The organism is Streptomyces sp. NBC_00237, assembly GCF_026342435.1.
Taxonomy (GTDB): Bacteria; Actinomycetota; Actinomycetes; order Streptomycetales; family Streptomycetaceae; genus Streptomyces.
In genome coordinates, this window is record NZ_JAPEMT010000002.1 from 2128598 (window position 1) to 2155416 (window position 26819).

The window sequence follows — 26819 nt, forward strand, 5'->3', positions numbered from 1 at the left end:
GGGCGGGTCAGCCTGTCGTGCACTTCGGCAGGCTCGCCCGGTCTCCCTTGCTGATGCCGTTCATCGCCTTCACGGCGTCGTCGAGGGTGTCGACCTTGACGAGCGTGAGCCCGTCGGGGACGTCGGCTGCGGCCGTCGCGCAGTTGTCCTTGGGGGTGAGGAAGTACTCGGCGCCCGCGGCCCGTGCGGCGACCGTCTTCATCTGGATGCCGCCGATCGGGCCGACCTTGCCCTTCTCGTCGATCGTGCCCGTACCGGCGACGAACTTGCCGCCCGTCATGTTGCCCTCGGTGAGCTTGTCGACGATGCCGAGCGAGAACATCAGACCGGCGCTGGGGCCACCCACGTCGGCCAGCTTGATGTCGATGGTGAACGGGAAGGTGTGGTCGGTCCCGGCCTGGATGCCGACGATCGCCCTGCCGTTGTCCTCGGCCTTCTTCGTGGTGACGGTGACCTTCTCGGTGACCGTGGGCTCCTTGTGCGCCTTCTCGGCGGCCTGGGCGTCCTTGACGGGCACGATGGTGAAGACGACCGCCTCACCGGCCTTGTGCCGGGTGACCAGCTGAGAGACGTCGCCCGGCTCCTCGACCTTCGTGCCGTCGACCTCACGGATGACGTCGCCCGCGTGGAGCGTGTTCTCGGCCGGGCTGCCCTTGACGACGCTCGCGACGACCACCCGGGTGGCGACGGGGATCTTCAGCTCCCGGAGGGCGGCCACCTTGGCGCTCTCCTGGGACTGGCTGAACTCCTCGGCGTTCTCCTGGGTGGACTGCTCCTCGGTCTTGCCGTCCGGGTAGAGCGTGTCGTGCGGCACCACGACACTGTCGTGCGCCAGCCACCCGGCCACCGTCTCCACGAGGTTCATCCGGTAGTCCGCGCCGGTGACCCGGACCGTCGTCATGTTGAGGTGACCGGTCGTCGGGTACGTCTTGCGCCCGGAGATCTGGAGCACCGGCTCGCCGCCGGCCTCCCCGAGCGTGTTCACCGTGGGGCCCGGGGACATCTCCGCGTACGGAACCTTGATGAGGACACCCGCACAGAGCAGCGCGATGAGGACGAGGGTGGAAGCGAGCATCGTCGCGGTGCGGCGTGGCATGGAACGACAGTACGGGACGGGCCCGCACGTGCACCGCTGGGGCCGGTCCGTACGGGGCGCTCGGGCATTCCGGTGGCTCTCGCGTACGGACGGGACGTGAACTCGGGGAGTGTCGGGAACGCGGGCCGTGTCGGGGCCCGTGTCAGCACCGTGTCGGCAGCCGTGTCAGGCGGCTTCGGAACCGGAGTGCGACTTCTCCATTGCCTCGCGGAACTTCTCGTAGCCCGCGAGCTCGGCGATATCGCCGGTCGTGCGATTGCGGGCGGCCCAGCTTCCCCATATCGCAGCCCCTACGGCTGCGAAAAGCGGAATCAGCAACCAGGCAAGTGCAGCCATTCCGACCTCCCGACCCAGTGAGCGACCGCTGAACAATCCGGAGCGATCGCAGCCAGCCGATCAGCAGATTAACCATCCGCTGCTTCAACGCTCGGGCCCGGGGTCGGGTTACGCAAATCGGGGCGGTTGGCAGCATCCGTGTTTAGACCCCGATATGCCACTAACAGGTGCCGTCGACCGCACCGCTCACAGACCCCCACCCCTCAACGACGGCGCTACGCGCCGACCCATTCTTCTGCGCCGTCGGAGAACGTCTGGTGCTTCCAGATCGGCACCTCGTGCTTGAGGTCGTCGATGAGCATCCGGCACGCCTCGAACGCCTCCGCCCGGTGCGGGCAGGAGACGGCCACCACGACCGCCAGATCGCCCACCGCGAGATCGCCCACCCGGTGGACGGCCGCGAGCGCCCGCACGGGGTACTTGGCGACGACCTGCTCGGCCACGCGGCGCATCTCCGCCTCCGCCGTGGGGTGGCAGGAGTAGCCCAGCGCGTCGACGTCCGCGCCGCCGTCGTGGTTGCGCACCGTGCCGACGAACAGGGCTGTGCCGCCCGCCGCGTCCTCCCCGACGGCACGGAAGACCTCGTCGAGGGAGAGCGCCGTGTCACGGATCGCGAGCAGCCGGATCGGGTCCTGCGCCGTCTGTTCGCCCGGGTGGGTGGTGCTGGGAGTGCCTGCCATGCCCCCATCGTGCCGTACGCCACTGACAACGCGGAATTGCCCTATCGCCCGGCAGGCGCGGGCGGCGTATGGAGCCTCCTCCAGTTGCGCGGGCACCAGCGGGCACCAGGGGTGGTGCTCGCCGGGCCGCCTCAGATGCGGCGGCGCGCCTTGCGGGCGCGGCGCACCAGTGCCGCCGTACCGAGCAGCGCGACGGTGGCACCGGCGGCTCCTGCGGCGGTGGCGTCCTTGCGGCCGAGCCTGCGTCCTGCGACGGTGTGCCGCCCTTCCACCTCCTTGAGGAGTTCGGCGAGCACCTCCTCGTTGGTCCACTGCGGCCGCCAGCCCGCGTCGTGCAGCCGGGAGACGCTGACCACCCAGGGGTGCATGGTGTACGCCAGGTCGCCCGCCGGGGACGGGGTGAGCCCGATCCGGTGCAGGCGTGCGGCGGCTCCCAGGGCGACGGCGGAGGGCAGCTCCATGCGGCGGATGCCGCTGAGCTCTTCGACCTCCTCCTGCTCCAGCCAGCCGTCGCAGCCCACCGCGAGCTCGCCCTCGACCTTCTCCAGGACGGCGTACTCCAGGGCGCTCACCAGGTCGTCCACGTGGCAGAACTGCCAGGTGGGGCGGGACCCGGCGGCCACCAGGAGGCGGGGCGACTCGAAGTAGCGGGTCAGCGCCGTGTCCGTACCACCGACGAGGACGGCGGGGCGGACGACGGTGACGTTGAGGCCGGGGTGGGCGCGCGGGGCGCGGCGGCCCAGGCGCTCGACCTCCAGGAGGTCGCCGACGCCCGTGGCCTCGGCGGTGGCGCGCAGCTCGGCGTCCTCGGACAGGGGGATGTCGTTGTCGGGGAGGGCGCCGTAGACCATCGCGCTGGTGCACAGGACGACCCGGTGCACCCCTGCGGCGGCGGCTGCCGTGAGCACCGTCTGGGTGCCGCGCACGTTGTACGCCGTACGGGCCGCGGGGTCGGTCTCCAGGTCGAGGTCGAGCGCCAGGTGCACGACGACGTCCGCGCCGCGCAGCTTCTCGGCGATGGCGGGGTCGCGGACGTCGAGGATGTGCCACTGCGCCTCGGAGACGTCGCCGCGCCTCTCGTCGATCGCGACGACCTGCTTGATCTCCTCGGACTCGGCCAGTCGCCGGGTCAGGTGGGCGCCGACGCCGGACGCGGCACCGGTGACCGCGACGACCGGGCCGCGCACGGAGCCGCGGGACGGGGCCGGGGAGGCGGCGGACGACGAAGAGGGGGTTGACGGGTTTCGCGCTGCGCGAACTGTCGATTCTGTTGCGCGAACCTGCGGATCTGGGGAACTCACCGGGCGTCTCCAGCGGTTGTCTTCAGTACGTACGCGAGTTGGCGCGTACGGACCAGGTGGCGTCCATCCTGCCGCAGGCCATGAGTCGGCGGAGCACCGAGCCCGGAACCTGTTCGGGTGTCTACGCTGGGTGCTGAAGCCGGGCAGCCGCCGCCGGCCAACTCCGGCGGCCTAACGAGCCGAGGAAACCCGTGAGTGACACCCCATTCGGATTCGGCCTTCCGCCGGAGGAGCCGGAGGACGGCGACGGCAAGAAGAAGGACCCTGCCGGTGGTGGGCAGGGTTCCGGTGACCCGCAGAACCCCTTCGGGTTCGGCGGGCTGCCCGGCATGGGCGGGATGGGCGGTGACAATCCGTTCGCCGCGATGTTCGGTTCGATGAACCCGAACGACCTGGGCGCCGCCTTCCAGCAGCTCGGCCAGATGCTGAGCTACGAGGGCGGTCCCGTGAACTGGGACATGGCCAAGGACGTCGCCCGGCAGACCGTCGCGCAGGGCACATCCGACGGCACCAAGGACGCCAGCGTCAGCGCGGGCGAGCGCTCCGCCGTCGAGGAGGCCGTGCGCCTGGCCGACCACTGGCTGGACGGCGTCACCTCGCTGCCCTCCGGGGCGACCACGGCCGTGGCGTGGAGCCGTGCGGAGTGGGTCGAGGCGACCCTGCCCGCGTGGAAGCAGCTGGTGGACCCGGTGGCGGAGCGCGTCGGCGCGGCCATGGGCGACGTGCTGCCCGAGGAGATGCAGGCCATGGCGGGCCCGCTGATCGGCATGATGCGCTCCATGGGCGGCGCCATGTTCGGCCAGCAGATCGGGCAGGCCGTCGGCGTGCTCGCGGGCGAGGTGACCGGGTCGACCGACATCGGTCTGCCGCTCGGTCCGGTCGGCAAGGCCGCGCTGCTGCCGCTGAACGTGGCGGCGTTCGGCAAGGACCTGAGCGTCGACGAGAACGAGGTGCGGCTGTACCTGGCGCTGCGCGAGGCCGCCCACCAGCGGCTCTTCGCACACGTGCCGTGGCTGCGCTCGCACCTGTTCGGCGCGGTCGAGGGCTATGCGCGCGGGATCACCGTGGACACCTCGAAGCTGGAGGAGGCGGTCGGCGGTCTCGACCCGTCCAACCCCGAGCAGCTTCAGGAGGCGCTCCAGCAGGGCATGTTCCAGCCGGAGGAGACCCCGGCGCAGAAGGCCGCCCTGGCCCGTCTGGAGACGGCGCTCGCGCTCGTCGAGGGCTGGGTGGACGCCGTCGTGCACGAGGCCGCGAAGCCGCGTCTGACGTCGGCGGACGCGCTTCGGGAGACGCTGCGCAGGCGGCGTGCCTCGGGCGGTCCCGCCGAGCAGACGTTCGCGACGCTGGTGGGCATGCAGCTGCGTCCGCGCCGCCTGCGGGACGCCGCCCGGCTGTGGGCCTCGCTCACGGACGCGCGGGGCCACGAGGGCCGCGACGGGCTGTGGGAGCACCCCGACATGCTGCCGACGGCCGCCGACCTGGACGACCCGGACGGGTTCGTGCACCGCGAGCAGATGGACTTCTCCGAGCTCGACAAGATGCTCGGCGAGGCCGCGAGCGGTTCGGCCGACGGCAAGCCGAACCTCAAGAAGGACGACGAAGGCGACGAGGGCGGCAAGTGACACTGCACGACGACGCGGTCCTCGTACTCAAGGGGTACGCGGACCAGGCCGAACTGCGCCAGCAGTATCTGGACCACCTGGCGGCGCACCCGGACGGGATGTGGAAGGCGTGCACGGCCGGTCACCTCACGGCCAGTGCGCTGGTGGTGGACCCGGAGCGCGGCCGGGTGCTGCTGACGCTGCACAAGAAGCTGCGGATGTGGCTCCAGATGGGCGGTCACTGCGAGAGCGGTGACGCGACCGTGGCGGACGCGGCCCTGCGCGAGGCGACGGAGGAGTCCGGCATCGCGGGCCTGACGCTGCTCCCCGTGGGTCCCGTGCGCCTGGACCGGCATCCGATTCCGGCGCCGTGCCACTGGCACCTGGACGTGCAGTACGCGGCGATCGCCCCGGCGGGCGCGGTCGAGGCGATCAGCGACGAGTCGGACGACCTGCGCTGGTTCGCGTACGACGAGGTCGCTGCCGTGGCCGACGAGTCGGTCGTACGCCTGGTGGAACGGGTGCGCGCGGTGCTGTAGTGCCGGGAGCACATGAGTAAGGGGCGGCCTCCCGGAGGCCGCCCCTTACTTCGTGCCGGGTTGCTAGTTCCAGGCGTTGTTCTGGTTCTGGGCGTGCGCGCCCTGCTGGCCCACGCCGTACTGGGCGGCCATGCCCTGGCCGATCACCGCGTTCTGCGGCGGCATGACCTCGCTGGGCTGGACCAGGACGATGCCCTGGCCGAGGAAGCTGAGTTCCCAGCCCTCGCCCGTGTTGCCGCGTCTGCGCCGGATCCCCGAGGAGTGCGTCTGGGCCTGCATCTGCACCCGCAGCGACGCCGACCAGGCGACCACCGCGTCCGCGTCGGCGCTGATGTACCGGTCGGGCGTGACCTGCATCAGCAGAGGCTGCCCCGAGGTCATCAGGGCGGCCTTGCCCCGGCCGGAGATGTTCATCTGGTACTTGCCGGAGCCGGAGATCCCGTACTGGCTGTCGACGGCGACGACCTCGGTGTGCAGCGCCGAGTCCATGGCCAGGACGTAGCTGCTGTCGACGGTGAGGCCGTCCTGGTCGATGTCCACGACGTGGATGTACTGGGCGAGGTTGGCCAGGAAGACGGTGCCCTGCCCGGAGCAGCGCATCAGGTCCAGGCCCTCGCCGGTGTTGGCGCGGGCACGCTGTTGCTGCTGCGAGACGTACTCGCCGTCGAACTCCATCAGCCCCTGGTAGGCGACCATGCTGCCCTTGCGGGCGAGGACGTCGTCGTGGCCGGTGAGGGCGACGCGCAGGAGCTGCGGGTTCTGCGCGGTGTAGCGCTCGGTGGACTGCACTTCGGTGTGGCCGAAAAGCGGGCTCTGCATGATGTTCCGTATCCCCCTCAGTGCCTGGTCCGCAGGCGGTCCGAGCTGTCCTCGCTGGGCTGTACGACGACGACGCCCTGGCCCGAGAAGGCCATCTGGTACGCCTCGCCACTGCCGCGCCCGATCAGCGAGGACGCCTTGAAGCTGCGCTTGCCCTTGACCTTGAGGTTCGGGGACCAGGCGACCAGGGCGTCCGGGTCGACGTACGTCTCGTCCTCGCCGCGTCCGCAGTCGACGACGACGGGGGTGCCGCGCGAGGTGAGGGCGACCCAGCCGGTGCCGGTGACCTTCACGTTCCACAGGCCCTGTCCGGCGAACTTGGCGAGGCCCTTGACCCGCTCGACGCCCCACTGGAGGGACGCGTCGAAGGCGAGCAGGTTGGTGCCGTTGACGGAGAGGGCGTCGTTGGTGAGGTTGATGACGACGACGTCCGCGCCGTAGTCGGCGAGGTAGAGCAAGCCGTCGCCGGAGCACTTCATGAGGGGCGCGCCCTCGCCGGTGATCCACTGCGAGGCGATCTGGCGCACGGCGGGCGGGTTGGGCTCGTACTGGACGAAGCCCTCGTAGGCGACCATCGAGCCGGTGCGCGCGAACAGGTCCTGGCCGCCGACCATGGCGACCTTGAGCATGGAGCGGCCGTGGTTCTCCATGCGGGCGGCGACGGGTGTCGGGGCGAAGCCCGCGAGTTGCTGGTTCATTTCTTCGGGCTCCCTCAGACCTCGTACGGCTGGACGACGATGAAGTTGCCGGGGGCTCCCCGGAACTGGAGGTTCACGGTCTCTCCGCTGTGGCCGGGGAACGCCTGGCGGCGCAGCCTGACCTGGCTGGAAAGGATCACCTGGGACGCGGCCGACCAGGCCACGATGGCGTTGCTGTCGGCGAAGGTGGTGGGCGTGACCGGGAGGACGACAGGGATGCCCTGGGTCTTCACGATGACGGTGCCCGTGCCGTGGAACATCATCGTGAAGAGCGCGCCGCCGGGGATGCCGTGGCCCTCGATGCGGCGGACCTCGTGGGTGAGGGTCTCGTCGAAGGCGAGGACGTTCTCGGCGGAGACGCAGATGCCGTCGCCCTGGAGCTCGATGGGGTGCAGGTGGGCGGCGTTCTCCGCGAAGAAGACCTGGCCCTGCCCGGAGCAGCGCATCAGCTGCATCTCCTGGCCGGTGGCGTTGCCGATCACCCGGCCCTTGAATCCGGCGCCCTTGTAGCTGAAGTCGACCTTGCCCTGGTACATCACCATGCTGCCCTGGCGGGCGAGTACGGGGGTGCCGTTGTTGCCGAGGTCGACCCGCATCAGCTGTTCGTTCTGCGGGGTCCAGCGCTGGCCGGTGGGCGTCTCGCGGAACTTCTGGAGGGCGGCCTGGAGACCGGGCGCGGTCTGCGGCGCACCCTGGGGAGGAATGCCCTGGGGAGGAATGCCCTGCGGCGGCATGCCCTGGGGCGGCATGCCCTGGGGCGGCATGCCCTGCGGGATACCTTGGGGCGGCATGCCCTGCTGGCCGTACGGCTGGTGGTGCTGTTGCGGCGGGTACTGCCCCTGCTGCGGCGGGGGCTGCTGTCCCGGCTGTCCGTACGGACCGGGGGCCGCCGGTGCGCCCTGCGGGTAGCCGTACTGGCCGCCCTGGCTCTGGCCCGGGACCTGCTGCCCGTACCCCTGGGGCGGTTGCGGCGCCTGGGGTGCGTGCGGCGGCTGTCCGTATGGCTGCTGGGTGTGCAGCGGTGCGGCGATGGTCTGCGCGGCGTGCACCGGAGGGACGGCGGGCGCGGGTGCCGGGGGCGGGGTGCTGCCCTGCGGCGGGGTGTAGTGCGCGGCCGGAGCGGGCTGCTGCGGGGCCGGGGCCTGCGGTGCGGGCTGCTGGGCCGGTGCGCCGAAGGACGGAGCTGGCTGCTGCTGCGGTACGGGCTGGGGCGGGCCGGACTGTCCCGGCGGGGCGAATCCGGGCGTCGCACCCGGCTGGGGCGCGGGGGCCGCAGGCTGCTGCTCCTCCTCGACCTCGCCGCCGAAGTTCTTCAGCAGCGCTTCCAGGCCGCCGTCGAAGCCCTGGCCGACGGCGGCGAAGCGCCACACGTCCTTGAGGTAGAAGTCACCGAGCATCACGGCGCGCTCGGTGCTGAACTCGGAGCCGTTGAAGGAGTACCGGGCGACTTCCTCGCCGCCCGCCACGACCCTGATGTATCCGGGAGACACCTGTGACATCTGTCCCGCACCGTCGATGGTCGCGGTGAAGGACAGCTTGTGGATGTGTGCCGGGATGCGGTCGAGAGTGACCCGGAACGACTCCGTGTCACCGGCCTGGGCGCCCAGGAGCTGGATCGACTCCTCGGGCGACTTCGGCTGGTTGAAGAAGATGAAATACCGGTCGTCGGTGAGCTGCTCGCCCGCGTCGAGGCCGAAGCAACTGATGTCGAAGGTCAGCCCGGGAGCGCCGATCTGCACGCCTACGTACAGGTCCGTCCCCGCTGTGAGGTCACTGATCTTGGCCTTGTGGCCGCGCTGGAATTCCCTGGCCATACGTAACGACCGTCCCCCGTCCCGGATATGGATACGTCGCGTCAGGCTAACCGCAATCTCTGACAGTGCGGCAAGCCGGTACACAGTCGGTACAGATCACCGCACGTGCGGCGTCCGGGACCGGGGGCGTGGTGGGGCGGGCCCGAAGGGGTGTTACTGCTCGCGTGCTTTGGGGAGGTGCGGCAGCCGGTCGGCGGCCACCACCCCTTCGAGGTAGCCGCGAGCCCTTTCGGTGCGGGGGTATGCCTCCAGGAGCTCCCAGAAAGGGGCACCGTGCCCGGGGACGAGGAGGTGAGCCAGCTCGTGGAGGAGCACGTAGTCGATGACGTACTCCGGCATTCCCTGGAGCCGGTGCGAGAGCCGGATGCTGCCCTCGGAGGGGGTGCAGGAGCCCCAGCGGGTGTTCTGGTTGGTCACCCAGCGCACCGAGGCGGGCTGCGCACGGCCGTCGAAGTACTGGTCGGAGAGGCGCGCGGCGTGCTCGGAGAGGTCGTCATCGCCGAGGGTGCGCTTGCTCTCCTGGGCGGCCAGCTTGTCGAGCATCACACTCACCCAGCGCTGTTCCTCCGCCTCCGACATGCGGGCGGGGATCAGCACGATCGTGCGGTCGCCCTCGCGGTAGGCGGATACGGTGCGGCTGCGCCGGGCGCTTCTGCGGACCTCGACGGCGAGGCGGGGGGACGGGTCGACGGACACGCCCCGACGTTACCCGCTGCGCCTGGCGGACGTCCTGCCTTGGCGGGGTTACGGCCGGAACCCCGCTGATCCACGCGCCGGACGCGCTGCCCGCAGGCCAGCTTGTCGGACTAATGCCCGACCCTGTGGACAACTTTCGGCACGGATTTCCGCCGCCGCGCATTCTGGGACCAGTCGATCACGCCGAGGGAGCGGAGACGACGGGACGGGGGTGGGTGCGATGCATCCGAGGGTGAAGCCCGCACTGCGGCGGGCCTGGCGGGACCGGCAGAGCGTGCAGTTCGGCGTGACGTCCGCGCACGCGGTACTGGTCGGCCCGGTGGACACGGCGACCGGCACACTGCTGGGGCTGCTGGACGGGACGCGCGGCATGCCGCTGCTGCGCGAGGAGGCACGGGCCCGGGGTCTGCCGGAGGAGCAGGCGGACCGGCTGGTGGGGCGGCTCGCGGCGGCGGGGCTGATCGACGACGTGACCGCGGGCGGACCCGGGGCGGTGGCCCTGCTGGGGAGGTCCGCGGAGTTCGACCGGCTGCGGCCCGATCTGGCCTCGCTGAGCGTGGTGCATCCGGAGCCGGGCGGCGGGGCCCGGCGGCTGGCGGCCCGGCGGGCGGCCCGGGTGCAGGTCCGGGGCGCGGGCCGGGTCGGCACGACGCTCGCCGCGGTGCTGTCCGCGGCGGGGGTCGGGCGGGTCGACGTACTGGACGGCGGATGCGTGGAGCCGTGGGACGTCGCTCCGGGCGGGGCGGCGGCCGGAGCGGTGGGTTCGCGCCGGGACGCCGTCGCCCGTCGGGCGGTGCACGACTGCGCTCCCGGACGTGCGCCCCGGCGCCGGACGGATCAGGACCCGGACGGGGAGCCCGTTCTCTCGCTGGTCGTGGTGGCGCCGAGGGACGGGCTGGATGCCTATGTCCCCGACCCCGCGGTGGCCGAGCCCTGGGTGACGTCCGGGATTCCGCATCTGTACGCGGGGGTGGTGGAGGCCACGGGGGTGGTGGGGCCGCTCGTGCTGCCGGGCGGGACGGCGTGCGCCGGATGCCTGACGCGGACGCGGGCGGAGCGCGATCCGGGGTGGCCGAGGATGCAGGCACAGTGGCGTTCGGGGCGGCGGGAGGGCGTACCGGCGTGCGACGTCGCGTTGGCCACCGCGGTGGCGGGGCTGGCGGCCGCCCACGCGCTGGCCCTCCTGGACGGGGAGCTGCCGTCGAGTGCGGGAGCGCGGTGGGAGGTGGCCCTGCCGCTCCTCGACTGGCGGGCCGAGCAGCTCGCCGCGCACCCGGAGTGCCCCTGCGGTGCAGGTCGGAGGGGAGAAGGGGACGCCCCCTCGGGGGACTTGAGGGGGCACGACACAATGGCACCGTAGGCGCCGTCGGAAGTGCCGGGGAGAAGGCCGCGGAAGCGGAGACTCCGGGGCCGGTGCGGCGCGGCTGTCTGGGAATTGGAGGGGCTCATGTCTGATCTTCCCCGGAAGGCGGTCACCCGTACCGCCAAGCTGGCCGCGTTGCCACTGGGCTTCGCAGGCCGGACCGCCTGGGGCATCGGGAAACGGATCGGCGGGAAGTCGGCGGAGATCGTCGGACGGGAACTGCAACAGCGCACGGCGGAGCAGCTCTTCAAGACCCTCGGGGAGCTGAAGGGGGGCGCGATGAAGCTGGGCCAGGCACTGTCCGTCTTCGAGTCCGCGCTGCCGGAGGAGATCGCCGGACCGTACCGGGCGGCCCTGACGAAGCTCCAGGAAGCGGCCCCGCCGATGCCGACGAGCACGGTGCACAAAGTGCTGGTGGAGCGGCTGGGCGAGGACTGGCGGGAGCTGTTCCAGAAGTTCGAGGACAAGCCGTCGGCCGCCGCGTCGATCGGGCAGGTGCACCGGGCGGTGTGGCACGACGGGCGGGCGGTGGCCGTCAAGGTGCAGTACCCGGGGGCCGGTGAGGCACTGCTGTCGGACCTCAATCAACTGGCCAGGTTCGCCCGGATGTTGGGCCCGCTCATCCCCGGCATGGACATCAAGCCGCTGATCGCCGAACTGCGCGACCGGGTGACGGAGGAGCTGGACTACGAGCTGGAGGCCCGGGCCCAGCGGGAGCACGCGGCGGAGTTCGCGGCCGACCCCGACGTAGTGGTGCCGGGCGTGGTGCACCAGTGCGACCAGGTGCTGGTGACCGAGTGGATGGACGGCATACCGCTCGCCGACGTGATAGCGGACGGGACGCAGGAGCAGCGCGACCGGGCGGGGCAGTTGCTGGCGCGGTTCCTGTTCTCGGGTCCGGCCCGCACGGGACTGCTGCACGCGGACCCGCATCCGGGCAACTTCCGTCTGCTGCCCGCGGGTTCGGGTTCGGGTACGGCTTCCGGCTCGGCGGACGACGGTTCCACGGAGGACGAGGGGCCGTGGCGGCTCGGGGTGCTGGACTTCGGGACCGTGGACCGGCTGCCGGGCGGGCTGCCGGGCACGATCGGCGAGGCACTGCGGATGACGCTGGAGGGCGACGCGGACGGGGTGTACGACATGTTGCGCCGCGACGGATTCGTGAAGGAGGACATCGAGCTGGACCCGGGAGCGGTGCTGGACTACCTGCTGCCCATCATCGAACCGGTCCAGGTCGACGAGTTCACGTTCAGCCGGGGCTGGCTGCGGCAGCAGGCGGGCCGCATAGCCGATGTCCGCTCCCCCGCCCACCAGTTGGGCAAGCAGCTCAACCTGCCGCCCGCGTACCTGCTGATTCACCGGGTCACGCTGAGCACCATCGGGGTGCTCTGTCAGTTGGGTGCGACGGTGCGGCTGCGGGAGGAGCTGGAGTCCTGGCTGCCGGGCTTCCTTCCGGAAGAGGAGGAGCGGGTCGAGCAGTCCAAAGCGGAGTAGCGGGCCGGCCCGGGGCCCGGGTCACCACCAGGAGGAGTCGAGGCGGCCTTCGATGGCACGGAGGTTGGCGCGGGCGCAGTCGACACAGAAGTACTGGCGGTTGCCGTCTTCGACGGAGAAGGTCCAGGTCGGCGGGGGGCCCTGGGCACGCGCACCGCACTGGGCGCAGACGACGGCCGCGCCGCCGTCGTCGGACGCGGGCCGCACGGGGCCGGGCCGCGCGGACTGGGGCTGGGGCTGGGCGGGCTCGGATTGCACGGGGCCGGATTGCACGGGGCCGGGTTTCTGCGGGTCCACGTCGCGACGATAGCCGCGGCACCGGGCGGTGTCTCCCCCGCACGCGGGAGTTGCACGCGCGCCGTGGGGCCGGTCCTGACGGACCGGCCCCACGGGGTCGTGCTCACTGTCTCTCGGTACTGCGTGCCCTTCGGCGGTCTGCTACTGCATGACCGCCATGGCCAGCGCACGGCGGGCACGGAGCGACACGCGCTCCGCGCGACGCTGCATGCGCCGGGCCGCGACCAGGCGCAGGGCCTGGCGCTCGGCGTCGGCTTCCCGCCGACGCTCTTGCATATGGGCACGAGCGAGGGCTTCTGGGATGAGTTGCATCTCGCGGGTCCTGTTCTGACGCGAGGCGTTCGCGCCGATGGTGCTTGCGGTGGAAGTCGCTGAGCCGGACGGCTCGTACGTCGTGGGGGTCATCGGGTCCTGCTTCTGGGGATCGTGCGTATGGGGGCGGTCAATCGGTCCTGTGCCGGTGATGTTCATGCTGCGACCGGGTTCTTGCGCGGACGGCCACGCGGACGCTTCCGGGCGACGACAACGCCCTGGACGAACAGCTCGCCACCCCAGACGCCCCAGGGCTCGCGACGCTCCTTGGCACCGGCGAGGCACGCCTCGACCAGCGGGCAGGTGCGGCAGAGCGACTTGGCGTACTCGACGTCGGCGGGGGTCTCGGCGAAGAAGACCTCCGGGTCGTACGAACGGCAGGGGACGGGCACGCCGAGGTTCTCGATGGCGTCGTCGAGCGCGGTGAGCGCGGTGAGGGGGGTCAAGGTCGGGTCCTCCGTGGAGCCGGGCGGCGGGATCGGGTGGGAAGTCGGTACGGACGGGGCGTGCGTGTCGATGTGCACGGTGGTGGATTCCTCGTCTGTTCGTTCCGGCCGGTGGGCCGGTGGGTGGCTGGTACCGGTGTTGCTTGGTCCCGAGGCGCCTTCAGTCCGTCCTCCCCGTTCGGGGAAAACAGAAGGGCCGCGAAACCCGGGTGGGGTTCCGCGGCCCTGAAGGCGCCGGCCTGATCGTCGTCAGGCTGGATCGCTCCAGGGTTCGAGCCCACGGAAGGCCCACATCTGGTGGTGGTGCTGCTGCGTCGTCTGCGTCTTCGAACCGGCACCGGTCGCCGCGAACGCATAGGTCTGCGCCTGTGCCTTCGCTACTGCTGCTTCCGGTGCCTTGGTCGGTCGCTCATTGCCGCCTTCGACGGTTCCCCGGACGGGGAAGCTCACCAGGGACGCCGGGCTGAGGGCGGTGAAGCCCGACAGACCGGTGCCACGCAGGGAGACGGCGGAAGCAGCGAGGATGAGCGACGAAGAGCCGAGGGTGCAGGTGGAGGCGACAGAGCGATCGGTCATTTTGGTGAAGTTAATGAAGCTGGTCACTGGAATCGCCTCCTCTCGGCGTCTAGGGGTCCCGGCCGAGGCCGACACACACGTATTCGGATAAGTACAGCACAGAGACAGGGCTTCAGAGAAGAGCCGCTGTTCCCGTGGTTAAGAACCTATGGGGCTCCCCGGGAGAAGCGCAAACTATTTTTTCGACGAGTTCTTCTCACACCCCCGTCGGTCCCCCTCACTCCTCCTGCTCCCCCGCGTCGAGTTCCTGACCTGCGCAGAGGGCCAGAACCTCGGTTCCGTACAGCTTCGTCTTGCGGAGGCCGACCCCGGCGATCCTGGTGAGGTCGCCCTCGTCCTCGGGGCGGGCCTCGGCGATCGCCATCAGGGTCTTGTCGGTGAAGACGCAGTACCCCGGCAGCCCCACCTTCGCCGCCTGCCGCCCGCGCCAGCCGTGCAACCGCTCGTACAGTCCCTCGTCCATGTCGGAGGGGCAGTCCTCGCAGCGCATCAGCTTCATCTCGCCGCCGTCGATGAGCGTCTTGCCGCACACCCGGCAGCGGACGGGGCCCCGGAAGGTGCGCACCGTGGTGCCGGGAGCGGCGCCCTTCGCCCCCGTGGAGCCGCCCGCGGCGGCCCGGGAGACCTGATTGCCCGAGCCGGGGCGCAGGCCCTTCAGGAAGCGGCTGGCGATCCGGGAGGGGCGTCCGCCGGGCGAGCGGGCCAGGGCCCAGGACAGGCTGAGGTGGACGCGGGCCCGGGTGACGCCGACGTACAGCAGCCGGCGCTCCTCCTCCAGCTGCTCCTCCGTCTTGGCGTACGTGATCGGCACCATGCCCTCGGTGAGGCCGACCAGGAACACGGCGTCCCACTCCAGGCCCTTGGCGGCGTGCAGCGAGGCGAGGGTGACGCCCTGGACGGTGGGCGCGTGCTGGGCGGCCTTGCGCTCCTCCAGTTCGTGGACCAGGGCGGCGAGGGTGGCCTGCGGTGCGGCTCTGGCGAAGTCCTCGGCGAGGCGGGCCAGGGCGGCGAGGGACTCCCAGCGGTCGCGGACCACGCCCGACCCTGCCGGTGGGGTCGGTTTCCAGCCGTTGCCGCTGAGGATGGCGCGGACCTGGGCGGGCAGTCCGTCGACGCCGTCGAGGAGGGAGTCGTTGCCGCCGAAGCGGGCCGCGCTGCGCAGGGCGTGGATCGCCTCGTTCACCTCCGGCCGCTCGAAGAAGCGCTCGGCCCCGCGCAGCTGGTAGGGCACTCCGGCGTCGGCGAGCGCCTGCTCGTACACCTCGGACTGGGCGTTGATGCGGTAGAGCACGGCGATCTCACCGGCCGGGACGCCCGCGGCGATCAGGTCGCGGATGCGCCGGGCGGTGCCTTCCGCCTCGGCGGGCTCGTCGCCGTACTCGCGGAAGACGGGGGCGGGGCCCTGCTCGCGCTGGGAGATGAGCTCCAGCCGGTTCTCGGCGGCGCGGCCGGTGGCCGGGGCGAGGACGCCGTTGGCGAGGTGCACGACCTGGGGGGTGGAGCGGTAGTCGCGGACCAGTTTGACGACGGTCGCCTCGGGGTGGCGGGTGCGGAAGTTCAGCAGGTGGTCGGGGGTGGCTCCGGTGAAGGAGTAGATCGTCTGGTTGGCGTCGCCGACGACACAGAGGCTGTCGCGGTCGCCCAGCCACAGGTCGAGCAGCCGCTGCTGGAGCGGGCTGACGTCCTGGTACTCGTCGACGACGAAGTGCTGGTACTGGCGGCGGAACTCGTCCGCGATGAGGTGCTGGTCCTGGAGGATGCCGACGGTGAGCAGCAGCACGTCCTCGAAGTCGATGAGCCCGCGCTCCCGCTTGAGCTGCTCGTACGTCGTGTAGACCTGGCTGATTTCCGCCGCACTACGGGGGGCTACGCGGTGCGCCTTGGCGATGGCGGCGGGGTAGTCGTCGGGGACGGTCTGCGTGACCTTGGCCCATTCGATCTCGCTGGTGACGTCGCGCAGCTCGCCCCGGTCGAGGCGGATGCCGAGGCGTCCGGCGGCCTCGGAGACCAGCTGCACCTTGCGCTCGATGAGCCGGGGCAGGTCGCCGCCGACGACCTTGGGCCAGAAGTAGCGGAGCTGGCGCAGGGCCGCGGCGTGGAAGGTGCGGACCTGGACGCCGCCCGCGCCGAGCTGGCGGAGCCTGCCGCGCATCTCGCCCGCGGCGCGGACGGTGAAGGTCACGGCCAGGACGCTCTTCGGCTCGTAGGCGCCCAGGCGCACCCCGTAGGCGATCCGGTGGGTGATCGCGCGGGTCTTTCCCGTACCGGCTCCGGCGAGGACGCACACCGGGCCGCGCAGGGCGCTGGTCGCGACCTCGCGCTGCTCGGGGTCGAGCCCGTCGAGCACCGCGTCGGCCGTCTCCGGTACCTGCGGGAAAGGGGAGGAGTGCGTTGCTGCTGTCACCCTGCCATGCTGCCAGGTCACCCGGGACTGCTGCGGCGGTTGTCCACAGGGGGCGGGCTGTGGTCGTACTTATGCGGGAGTGGTGACGGGAATGACGGAGGGGTCGCGTACGTTCGAGTCACTGGGAGTACGGATCTGGGAGTACGGACCGATGAAGGATTCGCCCCAGCGAAGCAGAGGAGCAAGAGGGACATGTCGGGCACCGTAACGATGTACAGCACCACCTGGTGCGGCTACTGCCGCCGTCTGAAGAGCCAGATGGACCGCGAAGGCATCGCGTACAACGAGATCAACATCGAGCACGACGCCGACTCGGCCGCGTTCGTGGAGAAGGCGAACGGCGGCAACCAGACCGTCCCGACGCTGCTCGTGGTCTCCGAGGCGGGCTCCGAGTCCGTCATGACGAACCCGTCGCTGGCGCAGGTCAAGCAGGCGCTGGCCGCCGCCTGATCGTTTCCGCCGCCTGATCGTTTCTGCACGTACGAGAGAGCCGCCGCCCGGATGACTTCGGGCGGCGGCTCTCTCGTACGTACGCAACGGATCAGGCCGCGCGGCCCGGCTTCGGCAGGGGCCTGCCGTACCAGAGCTCGATCAGGCGGGCCGCGATCGAGATGCCGAACGGCGGCAGCACCTCGCCGGACGCGAACGCGGCGGTCAGGTCGTCCCGGGAGAACCAGCGGGCCTCCTCGATCTCCTCGCCGTCCACGTTGATCTCGGAGCTGGTGGCGCGGGCCATGAAGCCGAGCATCAGGCTGGAGGGGAACGGCCAGGGCTGGCTGGCCAGGTACTCGACCTCGCCGACCGTGACGCCCGCCTCCTCGAAGACCTCGCGGGCCACCGACTGCTCGATGGACTCGCCGGGCTCGACGAAGCCCGCGAGGGTGGAGAAGCGGCCCTCGGGCCAGTGCACCTGGCGGCCGAGGAGAGCACGGTCCTGGTCGTCGGTGACCAGCATGATCACGGCGGGGTCGGTGCGCGGGTAGTGCTCGGCGCCGCAAGCCTGGCAGCGGCGGATGTGCCCGGCGGCGGCGATGACGGTGCGCTCGCCGCAGCGGGAGCAGAAGCGGTGCAGGCGCTGCCAGTTCTCCAGGGCCACCGCGTGCACCATGAGGCCCGCGTCCCGGGGGGACAGCAGCAGGCCCGCCTCGCGCAGTCCGGCCGGGCGCGCGGACTGGTCCATGCGGCCGGGCAGGGCGTCCTTCTGGAGGGCGAAGTAGCTGACGCCGTCGTCGTCGGTGCCCAGGAAGTAGCGGTGGGTCTCGGTGACGGGGGCCTCGAAGGCCGGGGTCATGACCAGTTCGGTGCGGCCGTCGGGGGTGTCGTCGATCAGCGCCTGGCCGCCGGAGACGACGAAGACGCGGGTCGAGGGGTGGCTCCAGGCGGCGGCCAGCCATGCCTCGTCCATGCGGTGGTGCGCTGCCCGGTCGATGCCGCTGGCGGCGGAGAGGGCGAGGGGCCGGTCGGCGGCCGTGGTGCTGTTGACGCCAGTGCTGGTGCCGCCGGTGTTTGTGCCGCCGGTGCTGGTGGTGCTCGTGGTGACGCCGTTGTCGGTGCTGGTGCTCACAGGTGCTTCCAACTCCCCCGGATGGATCGGGATTCTGTTCTGCTCAGCGGTTCGGTCAGCGAAGGGGCTGCGCGGCGAGGTCGCCCCACAGGTACGCGGTGGTCTCGACGCCCTTGAGCAGCAGGTCCAGCTCGACCTTCTCGTTGGGCGCGTGCCAGCCGTCGGACGGCACGGAGATGCCCAGGAAGAGCACGGGTGCGCCGAGGACGTCCTGGAGGTCGGCGGCAGGGCCGGAGCCTCCTTCGCGGGTGAAGCGGATCGGCTGCTCGAAGGCCCGGCCCATGGCCCGTACGACGGACTTCAGGGCGGGGTGGTCGAGCGGGGTCAGGCAGGGGCGGGTGGCCGCGCCGAAGGTGATGTCGTAGCGGATTCCGGCCGGGACGCGGGTCGCGATCCAGTCCCGTACGGCCTGCTCGATCGTGTCGGGGTCCTGGCCGGCGACGAGGCGGAACGACAGCTTCAGCTCGGCGGACGCGGGGACGATGGTCTTTCCGCCGGGGCCCTGGTAGCCGCCGCCGATGCCGTTGACTTCGGCGGTCGGGCGGGCCCAGATGCGCTCCAGGGTGGAGTACCCGGCCTCGCCGTGGGTGGCGTACGACGTGGCGGTGCGCAGCCACGTCGCCTCGTCGAAGGGGAGCTCGGCGAAGAGCGCGCGCTCCTGGTCGGTGAGCGGGACGATGCCGTCGTAGAAGCCGGGGACGGTGATGCGGCCGTCCTCGTCGTGCAGGGCGGCGACCACACGGGCGGCGACGGTGGCGGGGTTGGGGACCGCGCCGCCGAAGGAACCGGAGTGGATGTCCTGGTCGGGGCCTCGGAAGGTGATCTCGCAGTCGGCGACGCCGCGCATGCCCGTGCACACGGTCGGGGTGTCCTCGGACCACATGCCGGTGTCGGAGACGATCACGGCGTCGGCGGCCAGGCGCTCGCGGCGGGACTCGACGAGGGCGCGGAAGTGCGGCGAGCCGGACTCCTCCTCGCCCTCGATGAGCAGCTTGAGGTTCACGGCGGGGGCGGTGCGGCCGGTGGCGGCGAGGTGCGCGCGCACGCCCAGCGTGTGGAAGAACACCTGGCCCTTGTCGTCGGCTGCCCCGCGCGCGTACATCCGGCCGTCGATCGTCGTCGGCTCGAAGGGCTCCGTGTGCCAGCCGTCCTCGCGGGCGGCGGGCTGCACGTCGTGGTGTCCGTAGACCAGGACCGTGGGGGCGTCCGGCTCTCCGGAGGGCCACTCGGCGAAGACCGCCGGTGCGCCGTCGGTGGGCCAGATCTCGACGACCGGGAAGCCGGTCTCCCGGAGCTTGGCGGCCAGCCATTCGGCACTGCGCCGTACGTCCTCGGCGTGCTCGGGCTGGGCCGAGACGGAGGGGATGCGCAGCCACTCGGCCAGGTCGGCCAGGAAGGCGGCGCGGTGCTCTTCGATGTACGTACGGACGGCGCTGTCCGGGGTGTCGCTCATGACCTTGAGCCTAACTCTCCGGGGGAGGTGCGGCGTCCGGTGCCCAGGCCGCGGACTCCTCGGCCCCCGGTGTGGCCCCCGGCGCGCCCTCCGGCTCCCCGGAGAGGATGCGCTCCAGCTCACGGCGGCCGGGGAGGTGCCGGGGGCGGACGCTCTCGCCGCTGCGGACGTAGAGGAATGTGGCGAGGACCTCTTCGGGCGGCAGTCCGTGCAGCTCGGCCCAGGCGAGTCGGTAGATGGCGAGCTGGAGGTGGTCGGCGGCGCGGTTGCGGCTGGTCTTCCAGTCGACGATCTCGTACGTCCCGGACGCCTCGTCGTAGTAGACGGCGTCGATGCGGCCCCGGATGACGCGGCCCGCGAGGGTGAGGTGGAAGGGGGTCTCCGTGCGGTACGGGGTGCGGCGGGAGTACTCCGTGCGCTCGAAGGCTTCCTTGAGGGCGGCCAGGTCGCGCTCGTCGGCGATCTCGGTGTCGTCCTCGTCGCCGCCGGGCAGCTCCTCCGGGCCGAGCATCGGGAGCGGAAGCTCCTCGAAGCGGGACTCCACCCAGGCGTGGAAGCGGGTGCCTCGGCGGGCGGCGGGCTGCGGCGGTTGGGGCATGGGACGGGCCAGCTCCTGGGCGAAGCCGTCCGGGTCGGCGGCGAGGCGCATGAGCTGGGTCGCGGACAGGGACGCGGGCACGGGAACGTCACGGGTGGTGGCGCGGGAACGCCGCAGTTCGTCGGCGAGGGCGTCGAGGTCGCGGTCCCAGGAGTCGACGGTGCGGGCCTCCTCAGGGGACAGGGAGGGCGGGGCGGGAGCGGGGCCGGTGTGCGCCGGGGCGGGAACGGGGCCGGTGTGCGTCGGGGCGGGAGCGGGGCCGGTGTGCGCCGGGGGCGGTGCGGCGACGTCGGGCTCGTGCGGGTCCGGGTGAGGGCGTGCCCGTACGGCCGCGTGGCCCGGCACCGGGGTGTCGTGCTGGGTGGCCTCGGGGTCCGGGCGGCGGGGCGCCCCGGCGTCCGGGCGGCGGGGCGCTTCCGGGTCCCGGCGACGGGTCGCGTCCAGGGCCGGGCGGCGGGTCGCCAGGGCGTCCCAGTCGGCGGCCTCCTCCTCGTCCGGCGTGGCCCATTCCTCCGGGTCCTCTGGTGCCTCCGGTGCCTCCTCCGGGATCCAGTAGTCCCACGCCGTCGGTTCCGGTACGGGAGGGGGCTCGGGGGCGTCGCGCAGGGCGTCCAGGTGGGCCAGCACCGTGGCGCGGGCGCGGCGGCGGCGGGCCAGGGCGTCGTCGTCGAGCGGCAGTGGCCAGGCGCGGTCGGTGGTGGGCTCCTGGAGGGCGGGGTTCTCCTCGCCCTCCTGCGGTGCGTCCGCCCAGACCTCGATCTCGCCGGATCCGGCCGCGCAGTGCTCGTACAGCGCGGTGAGGAAGTCCGAGGGGCCGCGCGTCTTCTTCTGGTTCGGGCCCCACCAGTGGCCGGAGCCGAGCAGCAGTTCCTTGGGGCGGGTGAAGGTGACGTAGCCGAGGCGCAGTTCCTCGGTGTGCTGGTGGTCCTTCATCGCGTCCTTGAACCGCTTGATGCCCTTGCCGTCCCACTCCTGCACGTCGGGCAGCGTCTGCGCGTCGCCGCGCAGGGCGTGCGGGAGGACCTGCGGCTGGGAGGTCCAGGACTCGCGGGCGCGGTCGCTCGGGAAGGCGCCCTTGACCAGTCCCGGGGCGGCGACGACCTTCCACTCCAGGCCCTTGGACTTGTGCGCGGTGAGCACCTTCACGGTGTTCTCCCCGCCGGGGAGGGCGTTGTCGAGTCCCTTCTCGTACTGGGCGGCCGTCCGCAGGAAGCCGAGGAAGGCGAGCAGGGTGGCCTCCCCGTCGAGGGAGGCGAAACCGGCCGCTGTGTCGAGGAAGTTGTTCAGGGTCTCGCGGCGGCGGGCGGCCAGCGCGTGCGGGGACGCGGAGAGTTCGACCTCAAGCCCTGTGGTGTGCAGGACGCGGTGCAGTACGTCCATCAGGGGGTCGGCGAGCGAGCGGCGCAGGTCGCGCAGTTCCCGGGCGAGGTGGGCGAACCGGACCCGGGCGTCCGCCGAGAACGGCAGCCCGTCGTCCTCGGCGTCCGGTGACTCCAGGAAGGTGTCGAGGGCGTCGGCGAGCGATATCACCTCGGACGGGTCGACCCCTTCGACGGCCTCGGCGAGCCTGCGGTCGGGGTCGTCGTCCGCGCCGCTCCCCCGGTGCACGAGGTGGCGGGCGCGGCGGCCGAGGAGGGCCAGGTCGCGGGGGCCGATGCGCCAGCGCGGGCCGGTCAGGAGACGCACGAGGGAGGCGTTCGCGCCCGGGTCCTGGAGGACCTCGCAGACCGCGACGAGGTCGGCGACCTCGGGCAGGTGCAGCAGCCCGGACAGGCCGACGACCTCGACGGGGACGTCACGGGCGACGAGGGCCGCCTGGATCTCGGGGAAGTCGCCCGCCGTACGGCACAGGACGGCGATGTCCCCGGGGGCGGTGCCGGTGCGCACCTGGTGGGCGAGGGAGTCGGCGATCCAGGCGATCTCCTCCTCGTGGGTGCGCAGCAGGGCGCAGCGGACGACACCGGCTCGTTCCTCGCCCGGGGCGGCGCGCAGGGCCTCGACGCCCTGGTGCATGGCGCGCAGGGGGACGGCGAGGGTGTTGGCGAGGTCGAGGAGGCGGCCGCCGCTGCGGCGGTTCTCACTGAGCGCGTACCGGTCGGCGGGGCGTCCGTCGGCGTACGGGAAGTGCTCGGGGAAGTCGTCGAGGTTGGCGACGGACGCGCCGCGCCAGCCGTAGATCGCCTGGCAGGGGTCGCCGACGGCGGTGACGGGGTGGCCGGTGCCGCCGCCGAACAGGCCCGACAGCAGCAGCCGTTGGGCGACGGAGGTGTCCTGGTACTCGTCGAGGAGGACGACCCGGAACTCGCCGCGCAGGATCTCGCTCACCTCGGGCAGGGCGGCGAGCCGTGCGGAGAGCGCGATCTGGTCGCCGAAGTCCAGGAGGTCCCGGCTGCGCTTCTGGTCCTGGTAACGGACGGTCAGCTCCAGCAGTTCCCGGCGGGCTTCGGCGGCCTCGGGGACCTTGCGCAGGTCGGCGTTGGAGAGCTTGACGCCGTCGAGGCTACGGAGCAGTCCGGTGTCGTACGAGCGGAGGGTCGCCGGTCGTACGAGGTGCTCGGCGAGCTCCGCGTCCAGGGCGAGGAGGTCGCTGACCAGGGTGGCGAAGGAGCGGGTGAGGGCGGGGTACGGGCCGGGGGCCTCGCGCAGCACGCGGGCGGCGAGCTGGTAGCGGGTGGCGTCGGCGAGGAGCCGGGCGGTGGGCTCCAGGCCGATGCGCAGGCCGTGGTCGGTGAGGAGCTGCCCGGCGAAGGCGTGGTAGGTGGAGATCCGGGGCTCGCCGGGAGGGTTGTCGGGGTCGATGGCGTCCGGGTCGGTGATTCCGGCGGCGATCAGGGCCTTGCGGACGCGCTCGGCGAGCTCGGCGGCGGCCTTGTTGGTGAAGGTGAGGCCGAGGACCTGCTCGGGGGCGACCTGACCGGTGCCCACCAGCCACACCACGCGGGCGGCCATCACCGTCGTCTTGCCCGACCCGGCCCCGGCCACGATGACCTGCGGGGCGGTGGGTGCCGTGATGCACGCCAGCTGCTCCGGGGTGAACGGGATGCCGAGGAGCCGCTTGAGCTGCTCGGGGTCGGTGATTCTGGTGGTCACCTCGAAAAGGCTATCCGGCACCACTGACAACGACCGCCACACCACCTCCCACCTGCGCTTTCGGCTACTCGACCACGTGCTTTCCCTCCGGCTGGGCGCTGCACGAGGCGCGGAAGGCGCAGTGGGTGCACTGGGTGCCCGTGTTCGGGGCGAATCGTTCGTCCAGTACCCGGCCCGCCGCCGTGGCCAGCAGGTCGCCCACCCATTCGCCCGCGAGGGGCTCCTGCGCCTGGATCTTGGGCAGGGTCTCGCCGCCGTCCTTCTTGGCCGCGCCCTGCCGCAGCTGGACGAGTTCCGCGCCGCCCGCCTCCGGACGGCGGTCGCCGAAGACGTCGTCGACCGCGCCCTCGCGGACGGCCAGCTGGTAGACGGCGAGCTGCGGGTGGTGGGCGACCTCGTCGCGGGTCGGCGCGGACTTGCCGGTCTTGAAGTCGACGACGTACGCCCGGCCCTGTCCGTCGGTCTCGACGCGGTCCATGGAGCCCCGGATGCGCACCTCGTACTCGCCGCCCGCCTCCAGGGTCACGTCGAAGCCGTGTTCGGTGGCGACGGCGGTGCGCCCGCCCCGGTCGGTGACGTGCCACGCCAGGAAGCGCTCCAGTGCGACGCGCGCGTTCTCCTTCTCCTGCCGGGACTTCCAGGGCGCGTCGAAGGCGAGCGCGTCCCACACCGAGTCGAGCCGCTCCATGAGGACGGCCAGGTCGGCGGGGGTGCGCCCGGAGGCGACCTCGTCGGCGAGGACGTGGACGACGTTGCCGAAACCCTGGGCGGCGGTGGCGGGGGCGTCGGCCTTGACCTCGCGGCCCAGGAACCACTGGAGGGAGCAGGTGTTGGCGAGCTGGTCCAGCGCGCTGCCGGACAGGGCGACCGGCTGGTCCCGGTCGCGCAGCGGCACGGCACTGTGCGTCGGCTCGTACAGACCCCACCAACGGTCCGGGTGGGCCGCGGGCACCATCGGCTGTCCGTCGTCGTCGCTGAGCGCGGCGAGGCGGGCGAGGCGGCGGGCGGCGGCGTCGCGCAGGGCCTCGGTGGCGTCCGGGTCGACGGTGGTGGCGCGGAGTTCCGCGACGAGCGTGGAGACGGCGAGCGGGCGGCGGGGGCGGCCGGTGACGTCCTTGGGCTCGACGCCGAGTTCGGTGAGGAAGCGGGACGGCTGGTCGCCGTCGTCGGCGGGGGTCTTCACGGCGGTCACGACCAGGCGCTCCCGCGCACGCGTGGCGGCGACGTAGAAGAGCCTGCGTTCCTCGGCGAGGAGGGCGCCGGGGGTGAGGGGTTCGGCGAGCCCGTCGCGGCCGATCCGGTCGGCCTCCAGGAGGGAGCCCCGGCGGCGCAGGTCGGGCCAGAGTCCTTCCTGCACACCGGTGACGACGACGAGCCGCCACTCCAGGCCCTTGGAGCGGTGCGCGGTCATCAGCCGTACGGCTTCGGGCCGTACGGTGCGCTTGCTGAGGGTGTCGGCGGCGATGTCCTGGGCGTCCAGCTCCTCCAGGAAGTTGAGCGCGCCCCGGCCGCCGGAGCGCTCCTCGGCGCGGGCGGCCGTGTCGAACAGGGCGCACACGGCGTCCAGGTCGCGGTCCGCGTTGCGTCCCGCCGCGCCGCCGCGCAGGGCGGCCCGCTCCAGGCGGCCCGGCCAGGGGGTGCCTTCCCACAGGGCCCACAGGGCCTCCTCGGCGGTGCCGCCTCCTTCGAGGAGCTCGCGCGCCTTGCGCAGCAGTGCGCCCAGGCGCTGGGCGCCGCGTGCGTAGGCGGGGTCGTGGGCGACGAGGCGCTCGGGCTCCGCGAGGGCCCGTGCGAGGAGGACGTCGGAGGGCGGCGGCACCTTGTTGCCCGCGGCCCGCTCCTCGTCGCGCAGGGCGCGCCCGAGGCGGCGCAGGTCGGCGGCGTCCATGCCCGCGAGGGGGGAGGCGAGCAGCTCGGCTGCGGTCTCGGTGCCGAGCCAGGAGAGGGCGGAGGGAAGGGCGGAGGTGGGGTCCGGGGCTCCGCCGGGAGCCTCCACGACAGTGACAGGCGCGTCGTCCACGACAGTGGCAGGCACGTCGCCCACGACAATGGCAGGCACGTCCTCCACGACAGTGACAGGCAGGCCCACCGCAGCAGGCGCCTCTCCCCCGCCGCTCTCCTCGTGCGTGAATGCCGTCACCGGCGTCTGTGCCAGCGCCGCCCTCGCCACCGCCCGCAGCGCCGTCAGCAACGGCGTCACCGCGGGCTCGTGCCGCAGCGGCAGGTCGTCGCCGTCGATCTCCAGCGGCACCCCCGCCGACGTCAGCGCCCGCCGCACCGACGGTATGGTCCGCCCGCCCGCGCGCACCAAGACCGCCATCTCGCTCCACGGCACGCCCTCCTCCAGGTGTGCCCGGCGCAGGATGTCCGCGACGTTGTCCAGCTCGGCGCCCGCCGTCGGGTACGTGTTGACCTCGACGCGTCCCCCCTCGCGCACGGGGGCGAGGTCCCGGTGTGCCCGTACGGCAGCGGCGGGAAGCCGGTTGAGGGGCATCCGGCGGGTCAGCAGCCGGGTGGCGGCCAGCAGGTCGGCCCCGGACCTGCGGGAGGTGGTGAGGACCTCCACCCGGGCGGGGCGGCCGTCCGTACGCACGAAGGTGTGCGGGAAGTCGAGGATGCCGCCGACGTCGGCCCCCCGGAAGGCGTAGATCGACTGGTCGGGGTCGCCGAAGGCCACCAGGGTGCGCCCCTGCCCGGCGAGCGCGTGCAGCAGCCGGACCTGGGCGGGGTCGGTGTCCTGGTACTCGTCGACGAACACCGCGTCGTAGGCGGAGGCGAGCCGTCCGGTCGTCGCCTCGCGCTCGGCGAGCAGCACCGCGCGGTGCACCAGTTCGGCGTAGTCGAGGACGCCCTGCATGTCGAGGACGTCGAGGTACTCGGCGAGGAAGGTCGCCGCGGCCTTCCAGTCGGGGCGGCCGATCCGGTCCGCGAAGTCGCGCAGAGCGGTGGGCCCGAGCCCCAGTTCGCGGCTGCGGGCGATGACGGCGCGCACCTCGTCGGCGAAGCCGCGGGTGGTGAGGCAGGCCCGCAGTTCGTCGGGCCAGCGCACGTGCGCCAGGCCGGTCTTCTCCAGGTCGATCTCACCGGCGAGCAGCTCGCGCACCGCCACGTCCTGCTCCGGGCCCGAGAGCAGCCGCAGCGGCTCGCTGAACAGGTCGCTGTCCTGGTGCGCGCGGACCAGGGCGTAGCAGAACGAGTGGAAGGTGGTCGCCTGCGGCGCCTGCCGGGAGCCGAGGCGCAGCGCCATCCGGTCGCGCAGTTCGACGGCCGCCTTGCGGCTGAAGGTCAGGACGAGGATCCGCTCGGGGCGCACCCCGTCGGCGATCTTGGCGGCGACCGCCTCGACGAGGGTGGTCGTCTTGCCCGTGCCGGGGCCCGCGAGGACGAGCAGCGGGCCTTCGCCGTGGTCAACCACCGCACGCTGTTGTGCGTCCAGCAGAGGAGGGTCCACCCGTCCCGGTGCCGTACGGACCAGGCGATAGGCGCCGGGAGTCCGCCGCCGTGACCGGGCGTGGTGCCGGTACGGCTGGTTCCGGAAGGTCCCCGGGGAGCCCGGGTGACCCGGGTGGTCCGAGGAAGTGGAGGTGCTCACGTGGATCGCCGGTCCTGGTGGGTGATGTGCCGACCGCCTTGCGGCCG

22 protein-coding genes are annotated in these 26819 nt (G+C 72.3%); 5 read left to right on the forward strand and 17 right to left on the reverse strand.

Annotated features, from left to right (window positions below):
* Window positions 1–7 precede the first annotated feature (7 nt).
* The 4 genes from OG897_RS23195 to OG897_RS23210 all read right to left on the reverse strand — a co-directional run bounded on the left by OG897_RS23195 (window position 8) and on the right by OG897_RS23210 (window position 3413).
* On the reverse strand, window positions 8–1096 hold the full coding sequence (locus tag OG897_RS23195) for a PDZ domain-containing protein (RefSeq protein WP_266659114.1): 1089 nt from the start codon (window positions 1094–1096) through the stop codon (window positions 8–10).
* Window positions 1097–1261: 165 nt separating this feature from the next.
* Window positions 1262–1432: a hypothetical protein gene (locus tag OG897_RS23200; RefSeq protein WP_266659115.1), complete on the reverse strand. Its 171-nt coding sequence runs from the start codon at window positions 1430–1432 to the stop codon at window positions 1262–1264.
* Window positions 1433–1647: 215 nt separating this feature from the next.
* Entirely contained in the window at window positions 1648–2112 is a 465-nt protein-coding gene (locus OG897_RS23205) for a molybdenum cofactor biosynthesis protein MoaE (protein WP_266659116.1), read from the reverse strand.
* 131 nt (window positions 2113–2243) lie between these two features.
* The gene (locus OG897_RS23210; RefSeq protein ID WP_266659117.1) at window positions 2244–3413 is read right to left on the reverse strand and encodes an SDR family oxidoreductase; all 1170 of its coding nucleotides are present in this window, start codon (window positions 3411–3413) and stop codon (window positions 2244–2246) included.
* A 191-nt stretch (window positions 3414–3604) separates the two neighbouring features.
* Between OG897_RS23210 and OG897_RS23215 the strand changes: the two genes are divergently transcribed.
* Window positions 3605–5038, forward strand: a complete 1434-nt coding sequence (locus OG897_RS23215; RefSeq protein ID WP_266659118.1) for a zinc-dependent metalloprotease — start codon at window positions 3605–3607, stop codon at window positions 5036–5038.
* Window positions 5035–5556: an NUDIX hydrolase gene (locus tag OG897_RS23220; RefSeq protein WP_266659119.1), complete on the forward strand. Its 522-nt coding sequence runs from the start codon at window positions 5035–5037 to the stop codon at window positions 5554–5556. The genes OG897_RS23215 and OG897_RS23220 overlap by 4 nt, the downstream gene beginning before the upstream one ends.
* A 63-nt stretch (window positions 5557–5619) precedes the next feature.
* On the opposite strand, the gene OG897_RS23225 is transcribed toward OG897_RS23220, so the two are convergent.
* The 4 genes from OG897_RS23225 to OG897_RS23240 form a co-directional block, all read right to left on the reverse strand.
* On the reverse strand, window positions 5620–6375 hold the full coding sequence (locus OG897_RS23225; protein ID WP_266659120.1) for an AIM24 family protein: 756 nt from the start codon (window positions 6373–6375) through the stop codon (window positions 5620–5622).
* A gap of 17 nt (window positions 6376–6392) precedes the next feature.
* A complete protein-coding gene (locus tag OG897_RS23230) occupies window positions 6393–7073 on the reverse strand; it encodes an AIM24 family protein (protein WP_266659121.1) in 681 nt (226 codons plus the stop codon).
* 14 nt (window positions 7074–7087) lie between these two features.
* Window positions 7088–8887 carry a TerD family protein gene (locus OG897_RS23235; RefSeq protein ID WP_266659122.1) on the reverse strand — a complete coding sequence of 600 codons (1800 nt, stop codon included), beginning with the start codon at window positions 8885–8887 and terminating at the stop codon, window positions 7088–7090.
* Between the two features lie 153 nt (window positions 8888–9040).
* Entirely contained in the window at window positions 9041–9583 is a 543-nt protein-coding gene (locus OG897_RS23240) for a M48 family metallopeptidase (protein WP_266659123.1), read from the reverse strand.
* 220 nt (window positions 9584–9803) lie between these two features.
* On the opposite strand from OG897_RS23240, the gene OG897_RS23245 reads away from it, so the two are divergent.
* Both OG897_RS23245 and OG897_RS23250 read left to right on the forward strand, forming a co-directional pair.
* Window positions 9804–10943: a TOMM precursor leader peptide-binding protein gene (locus tag OG897_RS23245; protein WP_266659124.1), complete on the forward strand. Its 1140-nt coding sequence runs from the start codon at window positions 9804–9806 to the stop codon at window positions 10941–10943.
* A gap of 87 nt (window positions 10944–11030) precedes the next feature.
* Window positions 11031–12440, forward strand: a complete 1410-nt coding sequence (locus OG897_RS23250) for an AarF/ABC1/UbiB kinase family protein (RefSeq protein ID WP_266659125.1) — start codon at window positions 11031–11033, stop codon at window positions 12438–12440.
* 21 nt (window positions 12441–12461) lie between these two features.
* Here the strand turns inward: OG897_RS23250 and OG897_RS23255 are convergent, their stop codons facing one another.
* The 5 genes from OG897_RS23255 to OG897_RS23275 all read right to left on the reverse strand — a co-directional run bounded on the left by OG897_RS23255 (window position 12462) and on the right by OG897_RS23275 (window position 16475).
* The gene (locus OG897_RS23255; RefSeq protein ID WP_266660431.1) at window positions 12462–12647 is read right to left on the reverse strand and encodes a hypothetical protein; all 186 of its coding nucleotides are present in this window, start codon (window positions 12645–12647) and stop codon (window positions 12462–12464) included.
* 231 nt (window positions 12648–12878) lie between these two features.
* Entirely contained in the window at window positions 12879–13208 is a 330-nt protein-coding gene (locus OG897_RS23260) for a hypothetical protein (RefSeq protein WP_266659126.1), read from the reverse strand.
* Window positions 13205–13573, reverse strand: coding sequence for a WhiB family transcriptional regulator (locus tag OG897_RS23265; RefSeq protein WP_266659127.1), 369 nt, complete (start codon window positions 13571–13573; stop codon window positions 13205–13207). The genes OG897_RS23260 and OG897_RS23265 overlap by 4 nt, the downstream gene beginning before the upstream one ends.
* Before the next feature lie 171 nt (window positions 13574–13744).
* Window positions 13745–14071: a hypothetical protein gene (locus OG897_RS23270; RefSeq protein ID WP_266659128.1), complete on the reverse strand. Its 327-nt coding sequence runs from the start codon at window positions 14069–14071 to the stop codon at window positions 13745–13747.
* Between the two features lie 217 nt (window positions 14072–14288).
* On the reverse strand, window positions 14289–16475 hold the full coding sequence (locus tag OG897_RS23275) for an ATP-dependent DNA helicase UvrD2 (RefSeq protein ID WP_266659129.1): 2187 nt from the start codon (window positions 16473–16475) through the stop codon (window positions 14289–14291).
* Between the two features lie 192 nt (window positions 16476–16667).
* Here OG897_RS23275 and OG897_RS23280 point away from each other — a divergent pair, with 192 nt between their 5' ends.
* The gene (locus OG897_RS23280) at window positions 16668–16925 is read left to right on the forward strand and encodes a glutaredoxin domain-containing protein (protein ID WP_266659130.1); all 258 of its coding nucleotides are present in this window, start codon (window positions 16668–16670) and stop codon (window positions 16923–16925) included.
* A 91-nt stretch (window positions 16926–17016) separates the two neighbouring features.
* Here OG897_RS23280 and nudC read toward each other — a convergent pair whose 3' ends face one another.
* From nudC to OG897_RS23300, 4 genes are all read right to left on the reverse strand, one after another.
* Window positions 17017–17904 carry an NAD(+) diphosphatase gene (gene nudC, locus OG897_RS23285; protein ID WP_266660433.1) on the reverse strand — a complete coding sequence of 296 codons (888 nt, stop codon included), beginning with the start codon at window positions 17902–17904 and terminating at the stop codon, window positions 17017–17019.
* A gap of 190 nt (window positions 17905–18094) precedes the next feature.
* Window positions 18095–19492 (reverse strand): dipeptidase, encoded by a 1398-nt coding sequence (locus OG897_RS23290; protein ID WP_266659131.1) that lies wholly within the window; start codon window positions 19490–19492, stop codon window positions 18095–18097.
* 10 nt (window positions 19493–19502) lie between these two features.
* Window positions 19503–23180 (reverse strand): UvrD-helicase domain-containing protein, encoded by a 3678-nt coding sequence (locus OG897_RS23295; RefSeq protein WP_266659132.1) that lies wholly within the window; start codon window positions 23178–23180, stop codon window positions 19503–19505.
* A gap of 64 nt (window positions 23181–23244) precedes the next feature.
* Entirely contained in the window at window positions 23245–26655 is a 3411-nt protein-coding gene (locus OG897_RS23300) for an ATP-dependent DNA helicase (RefSeq protein ID WP_266660434.1), read from the reverse strand.
* Between the last annotated feature and the right edge of the window lie 164 nt (window positions 26656–26819).

Coding starts and splice junctions, on each gene's coding strand:
- OG897_RS23270 (WP_266659128.1), bottom strand. CDS start 14,071: ATGACCGATCGCTCTGTCGCCTCCACCTGCACCCTCGGCTCTTCGTCG.
- OG897_RS23260 (WP_266659126.1), bottom strand. CDS start 13,208: ATGAACATCACCGGCACAGGACCGATTGACCGCCCCCATACGCACGAT.
- OG897_RS23280 (WP_266659130.1), top strand. CDS start 16,668: ATGTCGGGCACCGTAACGATGTACAGCACCACCTGGTGCGGCTACTGC.
- OG897_RS23235 (WP_266659122.1), bottom strand. CDS start 8,887: ATGGCCAGGGAATTCCAGCGCGGCCACAAGGCCAAGATCAGTGACCTC.
- OG897_RS23250 (WP_266659125.1), top strand. CDS start 11,031: ATGTCTGATCTTCCCCGGAAGGCGGTCACCCGTACCGCCAAGCTGGCC.
- OG897_RS23200 (WP_266659115.1), bottom strand. CDS start 1,432: ATGGCTGCACTTGCCTGGTTGCTGATTCCGCTTTTCGCAGCCGTAGGG.
- OG897_RS23205 (WP_266659116.1), bottom strand. CDS start 2,112: ATGGCAGGCACTCCCAGCACCACCCACCCGGGCGAACAGACGGCGCAG.
- OG897_RS23225 (WP_266659120.1), bottom strand. CDS start 6,375: ATGCAGAGCCCGCTTTTCGGCCACACCGAAGTGCAGTCCACCGAGCGC.
- OG897_RS23245 (WP_266659124.1), top strand. CDS start 9,804: ATGCATCCGAGGGTGAAGCCCGCACTGCGGCGGGCCTGGCGGGACCGG.
- OG897_RS23230 (WP_266659121.1), bottom strand. CDS start 7,073: ATGAACCAGCAACTCGCGGGCTTCGCCCCGACACCCGTCGCCGCCCGC.
- OG897_RS23290 (WP_266659131.1), bottom strand. CDS start 19,492: ATGAGCGACACCCCGGACAGCGCCGTCCGTACGTACATCGAAGAGCAC.
- OG897_RS23195 (WP_266659114.1), bottom strand. CDS start 1,096: ATGCCACGCCGCACCGCGACGATGCTCGCTTCCACCCTCGTCCTCATC.